The sequence below is a fragment of the Haloarcula nitratireducens genome, assembly GCF_019599505.1.
Genome location: NZ_RKLT01000027.1, coordinates 1 through 19,567 on the forward strand (window position 1 = coordinate 1; position 19,567 = coordinate 19,567).

Consider the following 19,567-nt stretch of genomic DNA (forward strand, 5'->3'; position numbering starts at 1 on the left):
CGTCGTCCCACCGTTCTTGGATGTAGTAGCGTCCGACGTTCCACAGTTTCGAGGCGGAAAACCCGCATTGGTCGAGGTCGTCACGAACCTGTTCGTGGTTCGTGATGTGTGCGACGTAAGTACGGGTTGTCTCCAGCATCGTACTAACTTCATAATGTATTATGAAAGAATGGTTATTAAAACCAACGACCGGGGCGGTAGAATATCCGGCAATGTTATCGACCGGCAGAAGTCATGCACCATGCCGGCTGTATCCCCCGCCTAAAGGCGGGGGTATTAGCCTCGTAGTCTCTATAACATGTAATATTATATATCTATTTAGTGGCTATATATAGCTGCACGCTATCTCAGCGCTCTATAAGCAGACCTTTCGACTTAAATCGCTATCTAACGGGATAATTGAACACTTCTAGAATCAATTATTCGGCTAAGGGCAACCTTCTTAAGCCCAGGATGTCATTTTGAGCATATCTCATATGACAAACAGTAAGAGGCTCCTAACGGTGCTTCTCACGGGAGTGGTTCTTCTCAGTGGGGCCGTTTCTGGAGTCGCCCTCGCAGATGATCAAGTACAGAGTAATCCCTCTCAGATCCCAGACTCACAGGTATTCGAGATCAGTGATAGCGGTCAAATGATGGGTTGGGAACGTGCTGCTTTCACGCTTCGAACTGATGATACGGACGCTGCCACACAAATTCCTGCCCCTGGCGCAGTGTATGGTGAGGAATTAGACGACGAGTCCTTCTCGGATACTGAAAACGATGGGGGCAATACAAAGTCGATGGTCCGGTACTTCGCTGACGACCGGAATCCTATCGGGATCCACCAGAGTGGTGAACCGGTCGATATTGCCTTCGATGCCGACCGTGCCTCCAGTGGGAATTACGATGCTCTCTACAACCAAGATCGCGTTCAGTTGGTCGCAGCGCGGATGAAGACGAATGAAGGCGATGGTGTCCCGGTCACTTCTGATGGCGCCATTGAACTGCTTTCTGACGTTGACAGTGCAAACGAGAACGCATCCTTCACGATGTTGGAGGAATCAGCATCATTGAATGGTGAAGGCCAACTAAATACTACGTCATCGTTCGGGCCGGGTCAGTATGTCGTCTTTGCAGTCGTTCATGAAGACGGGGAATCCGGAATTAACGTCGACAGTAGCGAACTCTCTGTTGACGGTGACGTGGTCCTCATTGGGATGGACCAGCTCACAGTCCAGAAGGGGCCGATGACTGTCGACAAACCGTCGAATAAGAATCCCGGAGATAGTCTGACCTTTGAGGTTAATGCCTCTGAAACGTTTGATAGCAACAACGACGGGGGAATGACCCATGTTGTCGCCGTCTACGAGAAAGAAACGTTCGAGGAGTCTCGCTTTGACTCTGTTGTGGATACTGACAAACTCGGGAATGACTTCTCTCAGTCCGAAAACCTCGAAGTCGAACACTCTATCTCTCATGTCAATGGCGTCGCAAACGTCGAAGATGGAACCACCCTGAACCAGAATGCCCTCTCGGAGGGAGAAGTCGCTCGACAGGTCGAGTTCGGGAGCATAATCGACTTCATCGCGAACGATCTTAACGGTGAGACGGTGCGGACCGACAATATCACGGCTGGTGGTGAAGACAACAACGACTATGAGGAACTGGATGCCTCGCTGACGGTCGTTAACGGCGAAAATCCGACTACGGACGTAACGGTTGATACCTTCAAGAACTTCTCAAAGGGTAAATATCAGTACGTCGTTATCTCAATGCAGGACGATAACGATTCTCAACTGAGCTCGACGACTGGGACCATCAAGCTAGAGCCTGAACGAAAAGGCGGCGGTGGCGGTCCGCCTCGTGGAGGTGGTGGTGACGGCAACGAAGGAGAAGACCCTGAAACGCCGGAGACGCCTGACACCCCGGCTAACCCTGATACCCCGGGCGAACCAGACACCCCTGATGTCCCGGATAACGACGATGATACGCCAGACACGCCAGATACGCCAGCTACACCAGACGCGCCTGATGAACCTGGTGACGGCGGAGACGGAAGTGATGGTGGAGATGGCGGTGACGGTGATGCAGGTGACGAAACCCCGACTAGTGGCGATGGGCCAGGCTTCACGGCACTCGTAGCCGTAGTTGCTATCATCGCAGCCGCACTCCTCGCCGTTCGACGCGAGAACTGACTGACTCGGACTCTTTTTGCTGCGTTATCGAGAGCGCTAATTGGCACTGTCTAGTTAGCCTCCTGAGTTGGTGTTTTTCCGTCGAGCGATTGATGCGCTGTGGAAGAAGCAAGACGAGACAGAGAATGTATCGATGACGGTGGAATCGTACGCGCCACAGCACCTGTCTGAACTTGCTGACTTGCTCGAACGGGCGTTCGAAATCGAGAATTCTGACTCTGTCGATGACATATACTACACAAGGCCCACGATTCTGGAGATTGCGGCAGAAGCTTGTCGGGAAATATCTTGAACACCGTGGGCTCGCCCATCAGTTTGGTGCCTCGTCACTGGAGGCAGCTGACATTGATGAGCGTGCCTCCAAAGCGCAGTACGACGCATTATTCGAGGAGGTGGCTCTCCTTTCGAAAGCAGATGATCTTCGAGAGGCGTATCGGCAGCAGACAGGTACAATGCCACTGCCGATCGATTCTGATGATTTCGAGGAGTTTAGAGGATGACTGATTCAATTCCTGAGGACTCGATCACGCAACTGGTGGTTGTCTATACCGGGTTCGCGGGTGTCTCGACGTCGACGACTAGGTCACCATCCTCATGGAGTTGGACAACGGTGCCGTCCCGTGCCACATCCTCCAGCGTCCCCTCGAAGCCGCGGCGGGTGAGCGAGACGCCGGGCGACGTCGCGACGGGGATGTGGCCGATAGCCTCCTCGCGTTCGTCAAGAGCGTTGCGGACGAGGGCCGCCGTCGACCGCTCGTCCAGGTTGAGTCGCCGCAGTTCGCTCCCCGCGAAGGTGACCGTGTATTCGTCGGCGAGAACGAGGTGTGTGCGGACGTCCTCGCGAATGTCGTGACTCAGGAAGAACGCGCGCTGTTGACACAGCGACAGAGGACATCTAAGCGGCCGGCAGCCCCGTTGAGGTCGTCGAGCGAGAAGTCAGGTGTCGTGGGTGCGTCGTGGCCGACGACGACGAACTGGCGCATACCGGACCGTATCGACCGGGTGGGTTAGGTGTGTCGAGGCGATCTGAGCTGGATACTAAATCGATAGCTCACAGACACCTCCAACACCAGCCCAGACCACGGACCACGTTCGTGGTTCCTGATGTGAACCTCTTCGCTGCGCCGCTGTCTAAGTAACGTGCCAGTCGCTCAGACGACGTCCATCGTTGGTGTCAGGATTCGGGAGTGGTCGTATGCCGGATTCAAACACCGTTCTGGGGAGGTATTTCCCGCTTCTCTAAGCCGACCATCGACGCTAATAGCTCGCTAGCGACGAGAGATGAAATCGGAGACCCACGAAAACGAGAGGTTTGGCACCGAGCGGTACGGTTTATGTCCGAGAAGGACGGTATTCAGCTAGTCCATTAAACACCGGAATGGTGTCACTGCTAGAAGTCAGAGTTAATACGATTTTGACACTATAACCGGTATGGGCGACTCGCGGGTCGATTCAGACGAAGACATCGGGGTTCTTACCGAGGGAGCCCTGCGCGTGGCGAATGGTATGCAGGAACTCCCGGCGGACCTCACGATAGTACTCGCCGCAGTCTTCTCGACGAACTTATTCGTGTTACTACCGGTCGTTCGTGAAACCCCGCTCCGTATTCTGTTCGGTGTGGGATTCCTGTTGTTCTTCCCAGGCTACGCCTTCTCCGCCGCACTCTTCCCGGCAGCCGGAACAGCCTCCGCTGAATCTGAACCAGCCGACGTACCAGCGACCGGACTCGGAAATTCCTCGAGTGGAGCGAACGCGTCGAACGGAATCGACGGCATAGAGCGTCTTTCCCTCTCTTTCGGCCTCAGCATCGTGATATCACCTCTCGTGGGCATTGTGATGGACTATTTCTCCTGGAATCTCAGCCTCGTTCCGATCCTCCTCAGCCTCAGCGCGTTCACCCTCGCGTCAGTTGCTGTCGCTGCGTACCGCCGCCAGTCGCTACCCGAGACAGAGCGGTTCCGGGTTCCGTACCACGAATGGGTGGAAAACGCACGTAACAAATTCGGACAGCCCGCCCGTCACGGCGAACGCATCACCACTGCCGTGCTCGTGGTGAGTCTCATCGTCGCGGTTTCGACCGTCGGCTGGGCCGTGACCTTCCCACAAGAGGGCGAGTCGTTTACAGAGTTTTACCTCCTTACAGAATCAGAGACGGGCGAACTAGTGCCCGAAGACTATCCTACCGAGTACTCCGTCGGGGAAGAACGGAGGCTGATAGTGGCCGTCAGCAATCAGGAACAACAGCAAGTTGAATACAAAGTGCTGGTCAGACTTCAGGAAGTCGAAGTCGAGAACAACTCGACTACCGTCTTGCGCTCAAAGCGATTGAAGGAATTCCGCCAAACCCTCGCATCGAACGAGACGTGGCGTCGTCCCCACACCGTGGCTCCGACGTTTGAGGGCACTCACCTCCGATTACAGTATCTGCTGTACCGTGACGGAGTCCCGTCGAATCCGAGCTCCGAATCCGCGTATCGCGACGTCCACCTCTGGGTCAACGTCACTTCGAAGTCAGTTACCCATGACTGAAGTCGTGGGCTTGTCAGTGGACCCCCTTCAGCCGTCGAATCGACGGAGGAGTGGAGATCGCCGTTCAGGTTCAAAGTCCCTGACGTTAGCGCACACTGACAGGGTGCGCCTCCACTCGAAGACTTCTGCCCCGAATGGAGACGCTTGAGAAGTTTACGACCAATATTCTTGCTCGTGTTGTAATCCGCGTTCAGTTCATACTCGCACTTCTGGCACACGAATCGGTGTTTCGACCGTCGATTGTTCTCGTGGGTAAACCCACACGATGAACACCGCTGAGACGTGTACGCGGGACTTACCTGTTCCACCTCGATTCCGTACATCTCGGCTTTGTATTCGACGTACTGGTAGAGGCGTCGGAACGCCCATGCGTGGAATCGTTTCGCACCAGCCATCCGCTTGCGGATGTCGGTCAGGTTCTCGAACGCCATATGCGTACACTCGTGGTCACGGGCTTCGTCAAGAATCTGGTTCGAGCCACAGTGTAGTTCGTCCTGCATCCAGCGGTGTTCGCGGTCTTTCAGTGACTGACTCGATAAATGTGCCGACCGCGTGCCCGCTTGTTGTATCGACCCTCAAGTCTTCTCGTATTCCCGGCGTCGATGATTCATCTCATCAGCATTCCCGATGAACGCGCCTGTGGAAGTCACGGCGAACGAGCCACCCACGTTCAGGTCAACACCAAGGACTGTTCTGTGCTTGGCGTCAGAAGTAGTCGTAGACTGTTCTTTCTCGTCGTTTCCAGTTTGGCACATTCGTGCGTGGAGATAGAACGACTCTGTGGAGCGGTCGTACTGCAACGTGGACATACGGAACTCGTAGTCCTCATTCAGCAGGTACTCACCAATCGGCGTCCCCTCGGTTCGTCGGGAAGCACGTAGTCACACTCGACACGACCGTTCACTGTTGAAAGCGAAACGTGGTCACGGTGGAACGTCGCTGACCGCTTGTCGTAGACGACGCTCCACACATCGAAGTACGGTTGACTCGTGTTCTCTCCTTTCTTGAGTCGGGCGACACCACTTTTGATAGCCTCGATAGCGCGTCGTATACCTTTTTGAACGAGGTTCGCTGTCAACACCGTCTCGCCTCGAAGTCGCTTGTAGAGGGCGTTCTCGGTCGTTTTTTGAGGTCACGCAGTAGTCGTTCGGGTGTCTTCACGCTCACTCTGCGGTGGTGTTCGCACAGTAGAGAAACTGGTCTTTGGTCTGATAGAGGTCGTCGCACCGCTCTGTGGGTACGTTGAGTTTGACTTTGACGGTGTGAATTATATCCTCCACCCGTGTTTCACATGTCGTACTATCTCTATTATAACTTAAACGGCTGGCGGGGAGGGGTCGGACGGCTAGCGCTCGTGGTTGGTTACACTGTTGGTCTGATTCCTCCCACAGCTGAAGCCGTGGGCTTCCTCCTCGAATCTGTGTGAATCGCCAGGCATCGGTGGAGAGAGCTCTGGCGACTAATCTGAAGCCCCAGCGTGACTTTGACAGTCCTCACAACGAACTGACCGACGCTGTTGGCTCTCGTCCGGAATTCGGTATATCGTCGTTCCGCCGTTGTTCAGAATCTTGTTCATGCCCGTCTCGTTGTCGAGATACGCGAAGTCACCGGAATTGTAACGGAATCCGTCGTAAAGGCGTACGTCCATCTGGTAGTCACGCTCAGTGACGAGAACATATCGCGATTGATTGTACGCGGCCGGCAAGTTTCGATTGTTAAAACCGTACGGCGTAGTTTGAATGTGGAGGATTGCGGGGCGTCCAGTCACAGCCCATTTTAATCGAGGATAGTGAGATCTGACAGTGACTACGTCGTTTCCATCGGAATGCGTACTTAATGTATCGACCGCTGCTAACTGTGCCTCAGTCCGTTGTTGGGATTCCTGGACGATGTACGGCGACGGATGTGCGATAGCCATCGAGGGAGTCAACAAAATCAGGAAGACGATGACGAGCAGATAGCTACTGTTTATAAATTTCCGGTCAGTAGCACCAAGAAGTACCCAGGAAACTCCAGACGCGAATACAATAGACACAAAGATCATAGATAGGCCAAATATTCGGAAGTAAAGTAGCGAATCGGCGAAGAAAAATACCAAAAATGGAACTATTGAAGACAGAGTGCCTATAAAAAGTATTATTTGGAGCCGATTCGAGGCGTTGCGGTTCGAGATGGACTTATAGATAGATACTATTGCGGTTATCGCGCCGACGACTCCGGCGAATAGACTCACACCCATCAATCGTACAACCAATTGGGTCGGCGTAATACCAACGTCATTCAGAGAGGAGGCCCGGCCCGTCGTGGTCGATTCTTGTGTGAATAACAATCCGAAATTTTTCGTAACGGCCGCTATCTCGCTCTGAAACGTTGAGTTTCCTGAAAGTTTGACCGACACGAAGACACCCAGAATCAAGACGGGCAACGAGTACAACCACCAGCGCTCGATGATGTCGAAGTTTATATTTTTAGATACTTTGTCCAAAGTGAGGTTGGAAAAGGATACTGCTGCTAGGATTCCGGTCGTTACCAGCGCGATCAGTGGGTGGGTGTGTACCAATGCCAACGATAAGATGGCGAAACAGCCTAGTCGAGAGGCGTTTCCGTATTCCCAATACAACAGCGCAGTGAACAGTAGTAACGGGACCAGTAGGGTCGCGTACGACGACGGGTGTGGTTTCAACTGTACTCCCATCCAGTTGATAGGGAGGAGAAGCAGCCCAGTAAAGAACCCGACTGGTGACCCATAGAGTCCCCGATCAGCGAACCGGCGAACGGTGAGTGTGATAAATATCACGAAGAGAGCGACGAAGATGGGCGTCGTTAGTATCAGTGATTGGCGCGGTGAGAGACCACCTATCGAGGAAAGGTTCGTCGACAGGAGGTGCGTCACGGGATAGAACCCGTTGCGGAGTTTCTCGGTTGCAATAATGTATTTGACCTCCCCCAGATGGACCAGTGTATCTGCCCCCGAGAGATGGCCACGAATCGGTCCCATCGAGGCCCAGCTAATCAACGCAAGTAGACCGGAAACGTAGCCGATCTTGGAGTCGAGTATCGCGATGAGAACGATGGACACTATCAACGCAGCCCCAAGCCCGACCCAAACAGAAATTGGAGTGGCTTCGTATATCGATAGCTCGTATCCAGTAGCCGGTGCTTGATGAGCTCTAACGACGCTTCCGATAACCAGATCGATCGCAAGGATTTCTAGAAACCGTTTCTTGACGCTTTGTCTCATGTGTCTCCAGACGATTGCGCGTTGATGATTTCTGGCATAGAGTTCTATGCTGGTCTTCTCATATTCGCCTCGTATCGCTGCTTCCGATAATATAGGGCAAAGAACATAAATAACTCTTTTCACCGAAATGTTATGTCATGGGAATCCGAACCGCGGAGTGGCTGAAATACACTCTTTCCCGCACCGCCCGGATTGAGTATCACGGTTTCCTAGTCTCTGCTATCCGGGGGCAGACCATTGCGCTGTCGAAGCAGTCGGTAGAGAGCGAGTGGGCGGCGACATCGCTACGAGTTACACTCGTCGAGGATAGCCTCGAGAAACGTCGTTTCGCGTCCAGGGACGAACGTGTCCCTGACGAACGACCGCTCGTTAGCGAACTCGTCGTGGCCATCAGTAATCGTCGCGAGTTCGTCGAGGAACGCGTCGAACGTCTCCGGTTTGGGTCCAGGGAAATATCGTTCGTAGTCGAACGCCAGTCCGCGGACCGAAAGGAACCGTTCGTGGTCGTCTTTGAGGAAGATAACCGGGCGGTCGTACAGGAGAAAGGCTACGTAAATAGACGAGTAGTCAGTAATTAACCCGTCGAGATACGGCATCAGTTCGGTTGCTGAGTTTGCGAACGTCTGATCGGCGGAAAAAATCCGCTCGTCGTCGACGAGGTGGTCGTACTCAACATTCTCTTTTGGATGTGGGCGAAGAAACAGCCGCACGTCGTGCTCGTGACACCAGTCGCGTAGTCGCCCAGTATCAGCATCTTCGAACGGTAAAAAAGTGGTCGTGTATGCACCGTCCTTGTGTGTCGGGGCGTAGAGAATGTCGGTGTAGTCTCCTTCCTCGAGCACTGCTTCAGCATTCTCGGGCAGGACAGGGCTGGCGTCTCCGCCAATGAATCGTTGGATTCTGTCGAAACGCGGGTATCCCCACGTAGGGTACTGAGACGGGTGACAACCCTCTGCACTCGCCCGAAAATACTTTTCGCCTACGGATGCGACGGATCGGTACCTAGGTGCAGTGTCCGGCAGCGGTACACCGTCTCCGAACGAACTGGGTTCAGAGCCGGTGCGAGTGGATCCGTAGGCCTTTGTAATCGGTCCGTGGTAGAGGCGGACGTATCGGCGGTCGCTTCGGTCGAGCAGTCTGTACCACTTCAAGAACTGGTTAGATTTACACAGGACTATCTCGCTCTGGGCGAGGGCGCGAAAGAAAGTCAGAGTGTGGAGCTCGGCGGACTCGGTTGTGACGTCGCTATCGTCCCAGTGGGTAAGCTGTGTATCGTCAATCCCCTGTGGTGAGAAGGCATACAACGCCCGTTCGGTATCGTCGACGGCAAGTTCGTTGAGCAGAGCAAAAGTGTCTGATTCCGGCTTTGTACCACGAATCAGGATGGTGATGTCTCGGCGGTCGTGGGACGTAAAGTGGTCGTAAAGGACGAAGACAAAGCAGAAGGGGAACCCAACCGTGTACAGATACGACATGATTCGAGACATCGTGTGTATAGCCTCGTTGTTGCGGAGCGTCTCACCGATCTGATTCAGGGGTTTCAGCATGATTCTATGACACGAATATACTCTTCTTGTCTAATATTTATTTGGCTCGTCGAACCAACATCGAGGAACTGCAGTAAATCGCATCCAGACATAGCGCCACACCCACAGTCGGATCAATCCATTCCACCGCCAAGCTCGACGTGCTCGGCTTTGACAGTACAAAACGACCTGCACCTAGACAGACCTGGTCGACCCGCGACTCGTTGCTCGATTGAGTGGTCAGTTGGTGCAATTCGATTCGACCACGTCCGTCACCCGGAAGTGTGCGTACCGTTCTCCCCAACAGCAGTAAGCGGCAGCGAAAACGAGGTGGGCAGGAGCGATGTGTGGGATTTGGGACAGCCACATTCCACGACGAGATTACCACCGTTGTATCGGAACATCCAATCGTGGTCGGCCTGGCCAGTGACGATGGAATCGCTGCCTCTCCCGAGACAAACTCTATATCACCCCTATAGTTAAGAATATACGTGGTGAATTGACCTGTCAGGAGAACCTAATCATGAGGGTAGGAAAATCAGAGTGCAACGAGGTACTGTTGCCGAATCGGATTCTAAATCGGGTCGATCAGCGCGTCGAACACACGGAATTTGATTCGTCTGAAGAATATATCACATACGTATTGGAGGAGGTTCTGTATCGTGTAGAAGAGAGTGCTGGAACAGATAGTGGGAACCCGGTCGCCGAAGAAGACGTAAAGAACCGGCTCCAATCGCTGGGCTATCTCGACGAATGACGACTCATCAACGCGATAGAACGCTCGGTCACACACCACACAGTGGTCTCGATAGACAGCCTCCACGTTGCAGCGTCGCGATAGCCACCGCGAGACTCGTGCTCGAATCGATAGCCATCGACGACGACCAGTGCGCCGAACGTAACGTCCGATTCAATCGATATGGTCGATAAGAAAAACGTCGTTCTCGTTACGATCGATAGCATCCGGTACGATCGGTGCGGATTCGCCGGCACCGAGTCAGTGTCGACGCCAACCTTCGACAGGATGGCCCGTCAGGGACTGAACTTCAGAGATGCCATTGCACCGGGGGCTGCGACGCCTGACTCAGTGCCAGTAACTCTAACCGGTGAGTTTCCGCCGATGAAAACTGACAACGCATATCTCAACGAGTGGGTCCAAAGCCAGTCAGGCGCTCGGCAGACGTTAGCTGAGAGATTCTCGAAGCGGGGCTACACGACAGGTGCGTTCACTGCGAATCCTTGGGCCTCACGTTACTTTGGTTTCGACAAAGGATTCGACTACTTCGAGGATTTCTTCGTGGATTCGGACTCGAACCGTCTGTTTTCGGGGGCTATCAGTGATGACTCGATACTCGTCGAGGCGAGTCGAAACGTCCACGATTGGGTCAAGGGACAGAATATGTTCATGTCGTGGGAAGCGTTCTACGACGACGTCACGAACTGGACCGGCGGTGCGACAGAGCCATACTTCGTGTGGCTATTTCTCGTCGACGTTCACGTCCCGTACTATGCCGGTTCCGAATATCGTACACAATCCAATCTGCTACTCCTCGGCGCGAATCTATGGCTCTTCTTTCCGAAACTACAGTCGCTCGTTGCACCGTTCGACGACGTGCTCCTGAAAGCGTACGACAACTGTATTCGACACACAGACGAATTTTTGCGTCGCCTCGAGCAGGATGTCTCGAACGACGACACCCTCATCGCCGTCCACGGTGACCACGGTGACGAGTTCGGGGAATTCGGGCGATACGGTCACGGCGGGGGGTTGAGTGAACCGCTACTGCACGTCCCATTTTTCGTTCAGAACGGACCCAACGTGTCGGTCGACGAGACCGTGTCTCTGCAGTCACTCCCAGACATCCTCCTCGATCTCGCGACCGAGAACACCGAGATCGGAGAGGTGAGCAACAAGTGGAGCGAACAGATAGCAGTCTCGTGGATCGAAGAATCGGTGTCGATTCGAACGAGTGATTGGAAGTACATACACGATACGTCGACCGATACGGGAGAACTGTATCGAGTCGACGCCCTCGCGGGGACGGAAGAACTGTGGAAAGACCCTCCGGAACCGCTCGTACGGGGGGTGTCTCAGCTAGCCGAGTCTGCTCACAGAGACCGACTCGAAAAACGGCGTATCGCCGAAGCAGCAGAAGCAACTGCCGAAGACAGCACGCTTTGAACGCATGAAGGACCTCTCACGGCTCACATCCGTCGATTCGGTCGACAACGTACTGATATACATCTCCGATAGTCTCAGATACGACTCATTACCAGAGTCCATCTCTTCTCTCGGAGTGACGGCCCGTGCGATTGCGCCAAGCACGCTTACAGCATCTAGTGTCCCGTCGATTCTCACGGGGCAGTTCCCCCATGAACACAAAGTATGGGGCTTCTCCGGGCAACTTCGGGAGGTGCCCCATCTTCTCAGCACTGCCCACTCGTCGGGTGTGAACGTCGAACGGGTCTGGGGAAACGAGTACGAATTGAACGAGAAACCGACCCTAACACTCCTCAACCTAGACGAGCATACAGCGTTTAGCGAACTCGAGCAGCCGTTTACCTACGTTATACACGATCACGGCGGACATTCTCCATACGGAGAAGCGGGTGAGCGTTTCAAGCCGTCGAGAAAGTTCTTCACCGAGAACCGGAACGACGAAACGTCGATCAGGACACAGTATCGTGACGGAGTTAGCCAGTCAGTCGACCGTTTCCGATCGATTTACCGGCGGCTTCGAGACAGAGACGAGCTAAACAACACGCTAGTCGTATTTACCAGTGACCACGGAGAATTACTCGGCGAGTACGGTGGGCTATACGAACACACCAGCCCGATGGTCCCTGAACTCCTGGAGGTCCCCCTCGTATTCTGTGGAGCGGGACTCCCGAGGGACGTCACATACGAGACGCTGCTGTCTAGTCTAGATATTGCACCGACGCTCCTCGGTGCGCAGAATCGCCCCGTCCCCAGTTCGATGGGTGGCTTGGATCTCTGGAACGGGACTCGATCCGAGAGGCCGATCCGGGCGGACGTATGGCGGCGTTCGAGTTACGGCGATCGCATCCGCTATGCTGCCAGTTCGGTCTGGGACGAAAAAGGAGGGATAGTGGTTCATAGAGGGCCCCGAACGGGGCGCCTCGTATTTGCTCTGGGGGCGAATCTGTACGTTGCACCGTACGCGCCGATCGTTCGGAAGCGGGCAGTCTCGAACGTCAGAAAGATGCTTTCAGTGTTTCTTCCTCAGACAGTGATGTACGGGGAATACGAGGGAGATATTTCCGCAGAGGAACTCTCACGACCAGAGTTTAGAGCGAACCGAGATGCAGAGCAAGTCGACGTCGACTCCGAGAAGTTGCGCGCGCTCGGATACGTCGAGTAACTGATGTCGAAACGGTACCAGAAAGACTCGTAGCACCGGGTTTTCCTGAATCAGTCAGCGTCGCAGTTCGGGGAGAGACGAGGACGTCGAGCGGTTCAGGTGATAATTCTTTACGCTGTTGGTAGCCGTCCAGCGGCTTTGGCAACCCGATGATGTATTCGGCCACGTCTCGCAGGGCCGCACGCACGAGCTACCGGAATCAGCGACCGAAAACGAGAGAGGCCCCTCGATACGCTCGCCTTCTACCACTCTGAGTTGCTGGATAGCATCTGTCTGCTTGACGATACCGAGTTCGAAGTGGGAGTTGAGGACGGCGTGCTGTTACGACAAATTCTCGATCAAACGCCGGTCAGTTGAGTCAAACCCGATATAATAAATCACGACGCAAAAGACCGGAAGGGAAAGGAGTCCACTGACAAATACGACTACGATACTGTGACTCAGGAACAGCTCTCCGACCAACATCAGAGGGAATGCCGTGGTAATCGCAATCGCTCCTTTCCAATAATCACGAACGTAGGGTCGAACGTCGAGGAACCACCAGGTCTCTGCGAGACGCAGGACACTCAGCAGTACCAGCGACCCCCCAGTGGCGAGTGCTGCCCCTAGTACACCGAGTTCCTGGATGAGAACGTAGTTCAGAACCACGTTAGTGGCTGCCACTACGAGAGTGTTTGTCATCTCCACTTGTTCGTGATCGGTCATCATCAGTAGGAATCCCGCTGGACCCACAGCGGTGGCAAATGTGAAGGCTCCCGCAAGTAAGGTAAGCACGACCCAGACATCTGTGAACTCGTTGCCGAACAGCGTGAGGATGTTAGAAGCGTTCACCACGAGGAACACTAGCCCCAGGGCAGTCAGGTAGGTGAGCCACTTTGTCAACGCAGCGTACATCTCTCGTAGCCGGTCCATCTGACCTTTATCGTATAGATCTGAGGCTACTGACGGGAAGATACTGTTCGCGGCTCCGATTAGAAAGCCGAGAATCACTGCGGTCTGATACGCGACCTGATAGCGGCCGATTCCAGCGGGCGTGCCAAACGCTCCGAGCATGAGCACGTCCGTCCATTGCATGAGATACTGAGCGAGCGCAGCGATAGTGAGTGGGGTCGAGTATTTGAGTATCTGACGAACCTCGAAGACGGGGTCAGAAATTCCGTCAAATCCACCCAGGTTGTGCAAGAAATATAGCGCGAGTCCTGCTGCGACGACCAGAGAGAACACGTATCCGACGATGGTGGCTTCTACTGTCCCAATCACGACGGTCCCGATGACGACGAAAACGATCGCCGAGAGACTCTGTCCGATATCTTTTATCAACACCGAGTATTTCGTCTGGATGAAACCTGTTGTCGCTACCTGTCCGACAGTCATCAAAGCCATGAACGGAATGCCGGCGAGAAACAGCATCGTCGTCGCATCCAGTGATTGCGAAAAATAGGTCTCGACGAAGTCCGACCCCAGATAGAGAAACAGACTGACCGAGATACCCAGACAGAACGGGACGACGAGACTGATCAGCAGTGTCCCTGTTAGCAACGCATCGTCACTCGACTCCCTGTATATCGGGACGAATTTCCTGACAGCCTTATCTAACCCGATTTTCGACACTGTCGCCCCGATGTTCAATATAACGAAACCGAAAGTGAACAACCCGAGGGACTCGGCTCCGAGATATCGACCGATGACGATGTAGATACCGTACTGTAAGCCGCTACCCAGTAATCGACCGATAAAACTAATCGAAATGAGGCTTCTGAGATTTCTCGTTAGCACGAGTAACCACGGTCACGTCGGACCGTCAGATAGAGCCGTCTGGGTCTTCGATACTGCCTATTCAACCCGGATTGCACTGGACCACGCACCGTTAGTCTAGGTACTTCTCACGGTTACTCTTATAGAAGTCGACGGTTTTCTCCAGTCCCTCTTCCAGGTCGACCGACGTCGACCATCCGAGTTGCTCCTCTATCTTCGACGGGTCGATGACGACGTCTCCGCGACGAATGCCTTGCCACGTCTCTGTCCAGGGAACTAACTCCAGCGAGCCGCCCCCTGCAGTGTCGGTCACCAACTCGGCGGCTTGCTTCATCGTTCTCGACTCACCCGTTCCCAGGACGTATTTCTCACCGATGGCTCGGTCGTCCTGGCCGATATGCGTGAGGGCATCGACCATATCTTCGATGAACAAGAAATCTCGCAGGTCGCTCGGTTCGAAGACCGACAGCGACTCGTCCCGTAACGCATCGCCGACGAACTGGTTGATGATGCCGTAGCCAGTGTCGTGCAGGGGGGCACGCGGTCCGTACAGATTCGCCGGCCGGACGACCGTCGTCGGGACGTCCTTCAGCCGAGTGTATAGTTGGCAGTAGTCCTCGACGGTACGCTTGTGAATTCCGTACATGTCGACCGGTTTCGGTTCGGTACTCTCGTCGATTGTCCCCGGAACGTTCCCGAGCGTCGCCAGCGAACTCACGTACACCACTCTAGGCGGGTTGCCGAGGTCTGCGGCCGACTCAAGGACGTTCAGCGGGCCGCCACAGTTTATTTGGAGATTCTTTCGGGGTTCCTCGTTGGCCGCGGGTCGACTGCTCTTTGCAGCCAGGTGGTAGACGGTATCGGCTTCCGAAACGTAGTTTCGAATCGGTTCTTCTTCCCGGACATCCACGTCAGCGATTTCTACATCGTCTCTGATATCCTCGACTGTCAGGAGCTTCTCTTCCCGAACGGTATCTAACAAGACCACGTCCGCGCCTTCGTCTAACATCCGTCGGGCGAGGTTGCTTCCAGCGAATCCGAGACCACCAGTTATCAAGACACGTTGGTCGTTCCAATCTACCATGCAGATTATATCAAACAGTGACATAAAAAAGCCATCGGTAGCCCAAGCGTACTGTTTGCGAAGCAGCCACGGGTTACACGGCACAGAATCGCTGTTCATCGAGTTCACTCGGACGAGCGGCGTACGTGTCGCGATAGAGTCAGTGGAGAACACCTCCGACGGGAGTGCTGATGTCTCAGGTACCCGTGCAGATCTCTCCTTGGTCGGACGAACGCGAAATGTGGTGAGAGAAACGAGGGGCCAAAGCGTCGAAACGTATCCGCATCCCCTCACGTACGTTCCCCAGATAAACGGTAAACAACAACGCTAGTCAAAAACAGACGAAACGTACACCAACAGCGGCCCCCGCAAACGGGCGAGGGTTCCAGCGGTGGGATATTACGATTCGTAATCCACCTGTTTCGCTCGGTGCGAAACGCCTCGAGGTTTAGTTGAACAGGTGGACTGTTAGCCGTGCCAACCGGCCGTTATCTCCGGACCCCGATTGAGGTGGTCTGCTGCCGTGTGGCCCCCTACGAACCCGGTGCTCTCGATTATTAGCTGCATCGCCATACCACCTAACTAAGAGTAGAACGACAATCGAGTTGCCTTGGAAGGCGCACCCGTCATATCTATCGAAGTGCGCGGCACTGTCTAGTCAACGAATTTGAGAACCGAGGTGGCCGTAGCGAGATGTATCCCCGCGACTCGAAGGTCCCCCGCAAAAACAGTGTTTAGACCTAAAACACCAGATCAATCCGAACGAGCCCTATGTCAATGTATGTGGTTTTTTGTTTGAGAGGTTGTATAGAGGACCAGATGGAGTCACCACAGATCGTAATTTTAGGTGCCGGACAGCCGTTTGTAGGGACGGAGCCATCTGCGCTGATTCACACGTCGGGTGACAAGCGTGTTCTCGACTGGGTACTCGAGGCTTTCAAACAAGCGCTCGAAGACCCAGAGTTTCATTTCGTAGGCGGGTATCGAATAACCGAGATTGTAGGAGCCTATCCCGACATTCACTTTTCACAGAACGAAGATTGGGACAGTTCCGGAACTGTGGCATCCCTTTTTACTGCGCCCATTTCCGCAGAACGGCCGGTGTATATGTGTTACTCCGACACCATTTTTGAAGAAAATGCTGTAAAAGCGATAGAGGGAACGACCGCCATCGCTGTCGACGGAAACTGGAGAACCCGATACAAGAATCGTTCTGACGAAAGCTTAGAACGCGCCGAGAAAGTGCAAACCATTGGCGAATCCGTCAGAGAGGTCGGGACGGATATCGAGGTGAACGATTCGACCGCAGAGTTCACCGGATTACTGCGTTTGTCGCCGGAGGCTGTCGAACAAGCGCAAAAGCTGTGGGAGTCAGGTATCGTCGATTCGGATGCAGATATCCCAGATTTATTACGCGCATGTATTGACGCAGATGTCGAGATCGGGGCAGTCGATATAAACGGACACTGGGCCGAACTGGAATCCGCCGAGGACCTGTCCCGGTTCGTTCTCGATACGAAGGCGAACACGCTGCGACGGCTCCGGTCGATGGTCGAACAGAGTACAATTCTCGACCAATATACCGTTACAGTCGACCAGTGGAATACGAGTCCAGACGAGGTTACATCAGCTATAGGCGACTATTTCGCCGGTGAGCGAGTCATCGTTCGAAGTAGTGCCCTCGACGAAGACGGCTGGAACGAATCGAATGCTGGACGGTTCGAAAGCGTTCTTGACGTCCCATCCCACGAGAGACAGGCAGTAAAGAACGCTATCACCAAAGTGACAGACTCCTACACCGATTCCAATCCGGAGAATCAGGTGCTGGTTCAACCGATGATCGACAGCGTCGAGCAGAGTGGTGTCATCATGACACGCTCGCTCGACACGGGGAGTCCGTACTACATCATCAACTACGATGCGACGACCACGAGTACCGAGTCAGTAACCGATGGGACGGGTAAACACTTACAGACCGCCGTCGTCCGAAAGGATCAATTCGATACCGAGGAGCACGTTGAACCGACACCACAACACCCGTCAAACCTGTCGCTGGGACCGTTGCTGCAAGCAGTACGTGAGATAGAGACGTTGATTGGGCACGACAGCCTCGACATCGAATTCGCCATCGACGATAACGGAGAGGTATTTGTCTTGCAGTCTCGGCCGATGACGCTTGACCCGGCCGAAAGGACAGTTGACGATAAAAACCTATTCGAAGCGGTCGATCGAGGCCGTGAAGAGTTCGTCGAGTCACAGTCTCCCACGCCGTTCCTCCTCGGCGACCGAACCATCTATGGCGTCATGCCGGACTGGAATCCGGCCGAAATTATCGGACGGCAGTGCCGGCGACTCGCGGCGTCGATATATCAATACTTGATCATGGATGAGGTATGGGCACAGCAGAGAGCCGAATACGGGTATCGAGATGTCCGGCCGCATCCACTTATGAAGCGATTCGCCGGCCAACCCTACGTCGATATCCGTGCGGATTTCAATTCGTTCGTCCCGGCTTCGGTCCCTGACGAACTGGCTGAGCGACTCGTGCAGTATTATCTGAATCGACTGGAATCTCACCCCGAACTGCACGATAAAGTCGAATTCGAAGTAGTGCTGACGTGTCTTACCTTCAATTATCGTACTCAGATTCAGCCGATGATAGATGCAGGCTTTACGAAAGAAGAACTAATCCCCCTCCGTGACGGACTCCGGGAGATTACGCTCGAAGCTTTCAGCCGGATTGACGAGGATATACGTAAAATAGAGCGCCTGGATAGGCGACATACGGAGATATGCAACAGTGATCTCTCGCCACTCAAGTCGGCCTCCTTTCTACTCAGAGACTGTCGTAGACTCGGAACGTTACCGTTCGCGCATCTGGCTCGGACAGCTTTTGTCGCCACGTCTCTCCTTCGCTCATTAGAACGCATCGGAGTATTGACCGCAACCCAGAAACAGGAGTTTCAGAACTCGCTGGACACGGTTGCGCGGCAGTTCGAACGCGATGGTCAGCGGGTTGCAGAAGATAATTTAGCATGGGATACGTTCGTGGAACGGTACGGTCACTTACGGCCGGGTACCTACGAGATCACATCGGCGAGGTACAAACAAAATCCTGAAAAATATCTTACTCCGGTCGTCAACAACACACACGAAGCGATACCAAAACGTGACCCGACCGAGATCTGGTCGGAGGACACGAAAGAGCAAATAGAGCATGAACTGTCACGAATCGGGCTGCCCACAGACACTGATACTTTCATCGAATTCCTCGCTAAGGCCATCGAAGAACGTGAACACTCAAAGTTCGTCTTCTCGCGGAACCTGAGTGAGGCGCTTGAACAAATCGCGGAGTTCGGACAGAATCACGGACTTTCACGGGAGGAGCTATCGCATATCCCTCTCGAAATGTTCCTCAAACTGTCCCGAGAGCACCCCCCAACTGATGTCACAGCGTGGCTCACAGAACAGGCTAACGAGGGTAGAGAACAGTATACGACCACTTGTGCTGTCGAACTACCCCCGATTCTCTTTGACGAGAGTGATTTCACCGTGTTCGAACGTCCTGCCCGTGAGCCGAACTTCGTCACAAATAACAGGATTTCCGCGGAAATCATCGAATTGGAAGGTGCAGATTCCTCCGCTGAAGATATAGACGGAAAAATAGTAGTTATAAAAAAGGCGGACCCAGGCTATGATTGGCTCTTCGGACATGATGTCGCCGGTCTGGTGACGATGTATGGAGGTGCAAACTCCCACATGGCTGTTAGGGCAGCTGAGTTCTCTTTACCCGCTGCAATCGGCATCGGCGAAAATCGATACGAGCTGTTACAAAAGTCAGAGATCATCGAACTCGACTGTTCAAAGCAATCGATTGAGGTGGTTCAATGAGT

The 19,567-nt window shown here is 53.9% G+C and carries 10 protein-coding genes and 3 pseudogenes; 6 read left to right on the forward strand and 7 right to left on the reverse strand.

What is annotated here, in order from left to right:
- A pseudogene (locus EGH23_RS26615) lies at positions 1-139 on the reverse strand (RNA-guided endonuclease TnpB family protein); the annotation flags it as partial.
- A gap of 337 nt (positions 140-476) precedes the next feature.
- On the opposite strand from EGH23_RS26615, the gene EGH23_RS23050 reads away from it, so the two are divergent.
- Both EGH23_RS23050 and EGH23_RS23055 read left to right on the forward strand, forming a co-directional pair.
- Complete coding sequence (locus tag EGH23_RS23050; protein WP_220582337.1) at positions 477-2,177, forward strand: PGF-CTERM sorting domain-containing protein; 1,701 nt, start codon at positions 477-479, stop codon at positions 2,175-2,177.
- Positions 2,178-2,437: 260 nt separating this feature from the next.
- On the forward strand, positions 2,438-2,677 hold the full coding sequence (locus EGH23_RS23055) for a hypothetical protein (protein WP_220582338.1): 240 nt from the start codon (positions 2,438-2,440) through the stop codon (positions 2,675-2,677).
- 46 nt (positions 2,678-2,723) lie between these two features.
- On the opposite strand, the pseudogene EGH23_RS23060 reads toward EGH23_RS23055, so the two are convergent.
- Positions 2,724-3,160 (reverse strand): annotated as a pseudogene (locus tag EGH23_RS23060) (tRNA (pseudouridine(54)-N(1))-methyltransferase TrmY); the annotation flags it as partial.
- Between the two features lie 448 nt (positions 3,161-3,608).
- Here EGH23_RS23060 and EGH23_RS23065 point away from each other — a divergent pair.
- A complete protein-coding gene (locus EGH23_RS23065; protein WP_236045028.1) occupies positions 3,609-4,706 on the forward strand; it encodes a DUF1616 domain-containing protein in 1,098 nt (365 codons plus the stop codon).
- Here the strand turns inward: EGH23_RS23065 and EGH23_RS27345 are convergent.
- The 3 genes and pseudogenes from EGH23_RS27345 to EGH23_RS23080 form a co-directional block, all read right to left on the reverse strand.
- Positions 4,689-5,986: pseudogene (locus EGH23_RS27345) on the reverse strand (RNA-guided endonuclease InsQ/TnpB family protein). The gene EGH23_RS23065 and the pseudogene EGH23_RS27345 sit on opposite strands and share 18 nt — an antisense overlap.
- Positions 5,987-6,165: 179 nt before the next feature.
- The gene (locus tag EGH23_RS23075) at positions 6,166-7,947 is read right to left on the reverse strand and encodes a glycosyltransferase family protein (protein WP_220582339.1); all 1,782 of its coding nucleotides are present in this window, start codon (positions 7,945-7,947) and stop codon (positions 6,166-6,168) included.
- Between the two features lie 284 nt (positions 7,948-8,231).
- Positions 8,232-9,494 (reverse strand): CDP-glycerol glycerophosphotransferase family protein, encoded by a 1,263-nt coding sequence (locus EGH23_RS23080; RefSeq protein WP_220582340.1) that lies wholly within the window; start codon positions 9,492-9,494, stop codon positions 8,232-8,234.
- 898 nt (positions 9,495-10,392) lie between these two features.
- On the opposite strand from EGH23_RS23080, the gene EGH23_RS23085 reads away from it, so the two are divergent.
- Together EGH23_RS23085 and EGH23_RS23090 are read left to right on the forward strand one after the other, a co-directional pair.
- Positions 10,393-11,655: a sulfatase gene (locus tag EGH23_RS23085; protein WP_220582341.1), complete on the forward strand. Its 1,263-nt coding sequence runs from the start codon at positions 10,393-10,395 to the stop codon at positions 11,653-11,655.
- Positions 11,656-11,659: 4 nt separating this feature from the next.
- Positions 11,660-12,856 (forward strand): sulfatase-like hydrolase/transferase, encoded by a 1,197-nt coding sequence (locus EGH23_RS23090; RefSeq protein ID WP_220582342.1) that lies wholly within the window; start codon positions 11,660-11,662, stop codon positions 12,854-12,856.
- A 321-nt stretch (positions 12,857-13,177) separates the two neighbouring features.
- Here EGH23_RS23090 and EGH23_RS27135 read toward each other — a convergent pair whose 3' ends face one another.
- Complete coding sequence (locus EGH23_RS27135) at positions 13,178-14,632, reverse strand: oligosaccharide flippase family protein (RefSeq protein ID WP_220582343.1); 1,455 nt, start codon at positions 14,630-14,632, stop codon at positions 13,178-13,180.
- Positions 14,633-14,723: 91 nt separating this feature from the next.
- The gene (locus tag EGH23_RS23100; protein WP_220582344.1) at positions 14,724-15,968 is read right to left on the reverse strand and encodes an NAD-dependent epimerase/dehydratase family protein; all 1,245 of its coding nucleotides are present in this window, start codon (positions 15,966-15,968) and stop codon (positions 14,724-14,726) included.
- A 525-nt stretch (positions 15,969-16,493) separates the two neighbouring features.
- On the opposite strand from EGH23_RS23100, the gene EGH23_RS23105 reads away from it, so the two are divergent.
- A complete protein-coding gene (locus tag EGH23_RS23105; protein ID WP_220582345.1) occupies positions 16,494-19,565 on the forward strand; it encodes a PEP/pyruvate-binding domain-containing protein in 3,072 nt (1,023 codons plus the stop codon).
- The last annotated feature ends 2 nt before the right edge of the window (positions 19,566-19,567 follow it).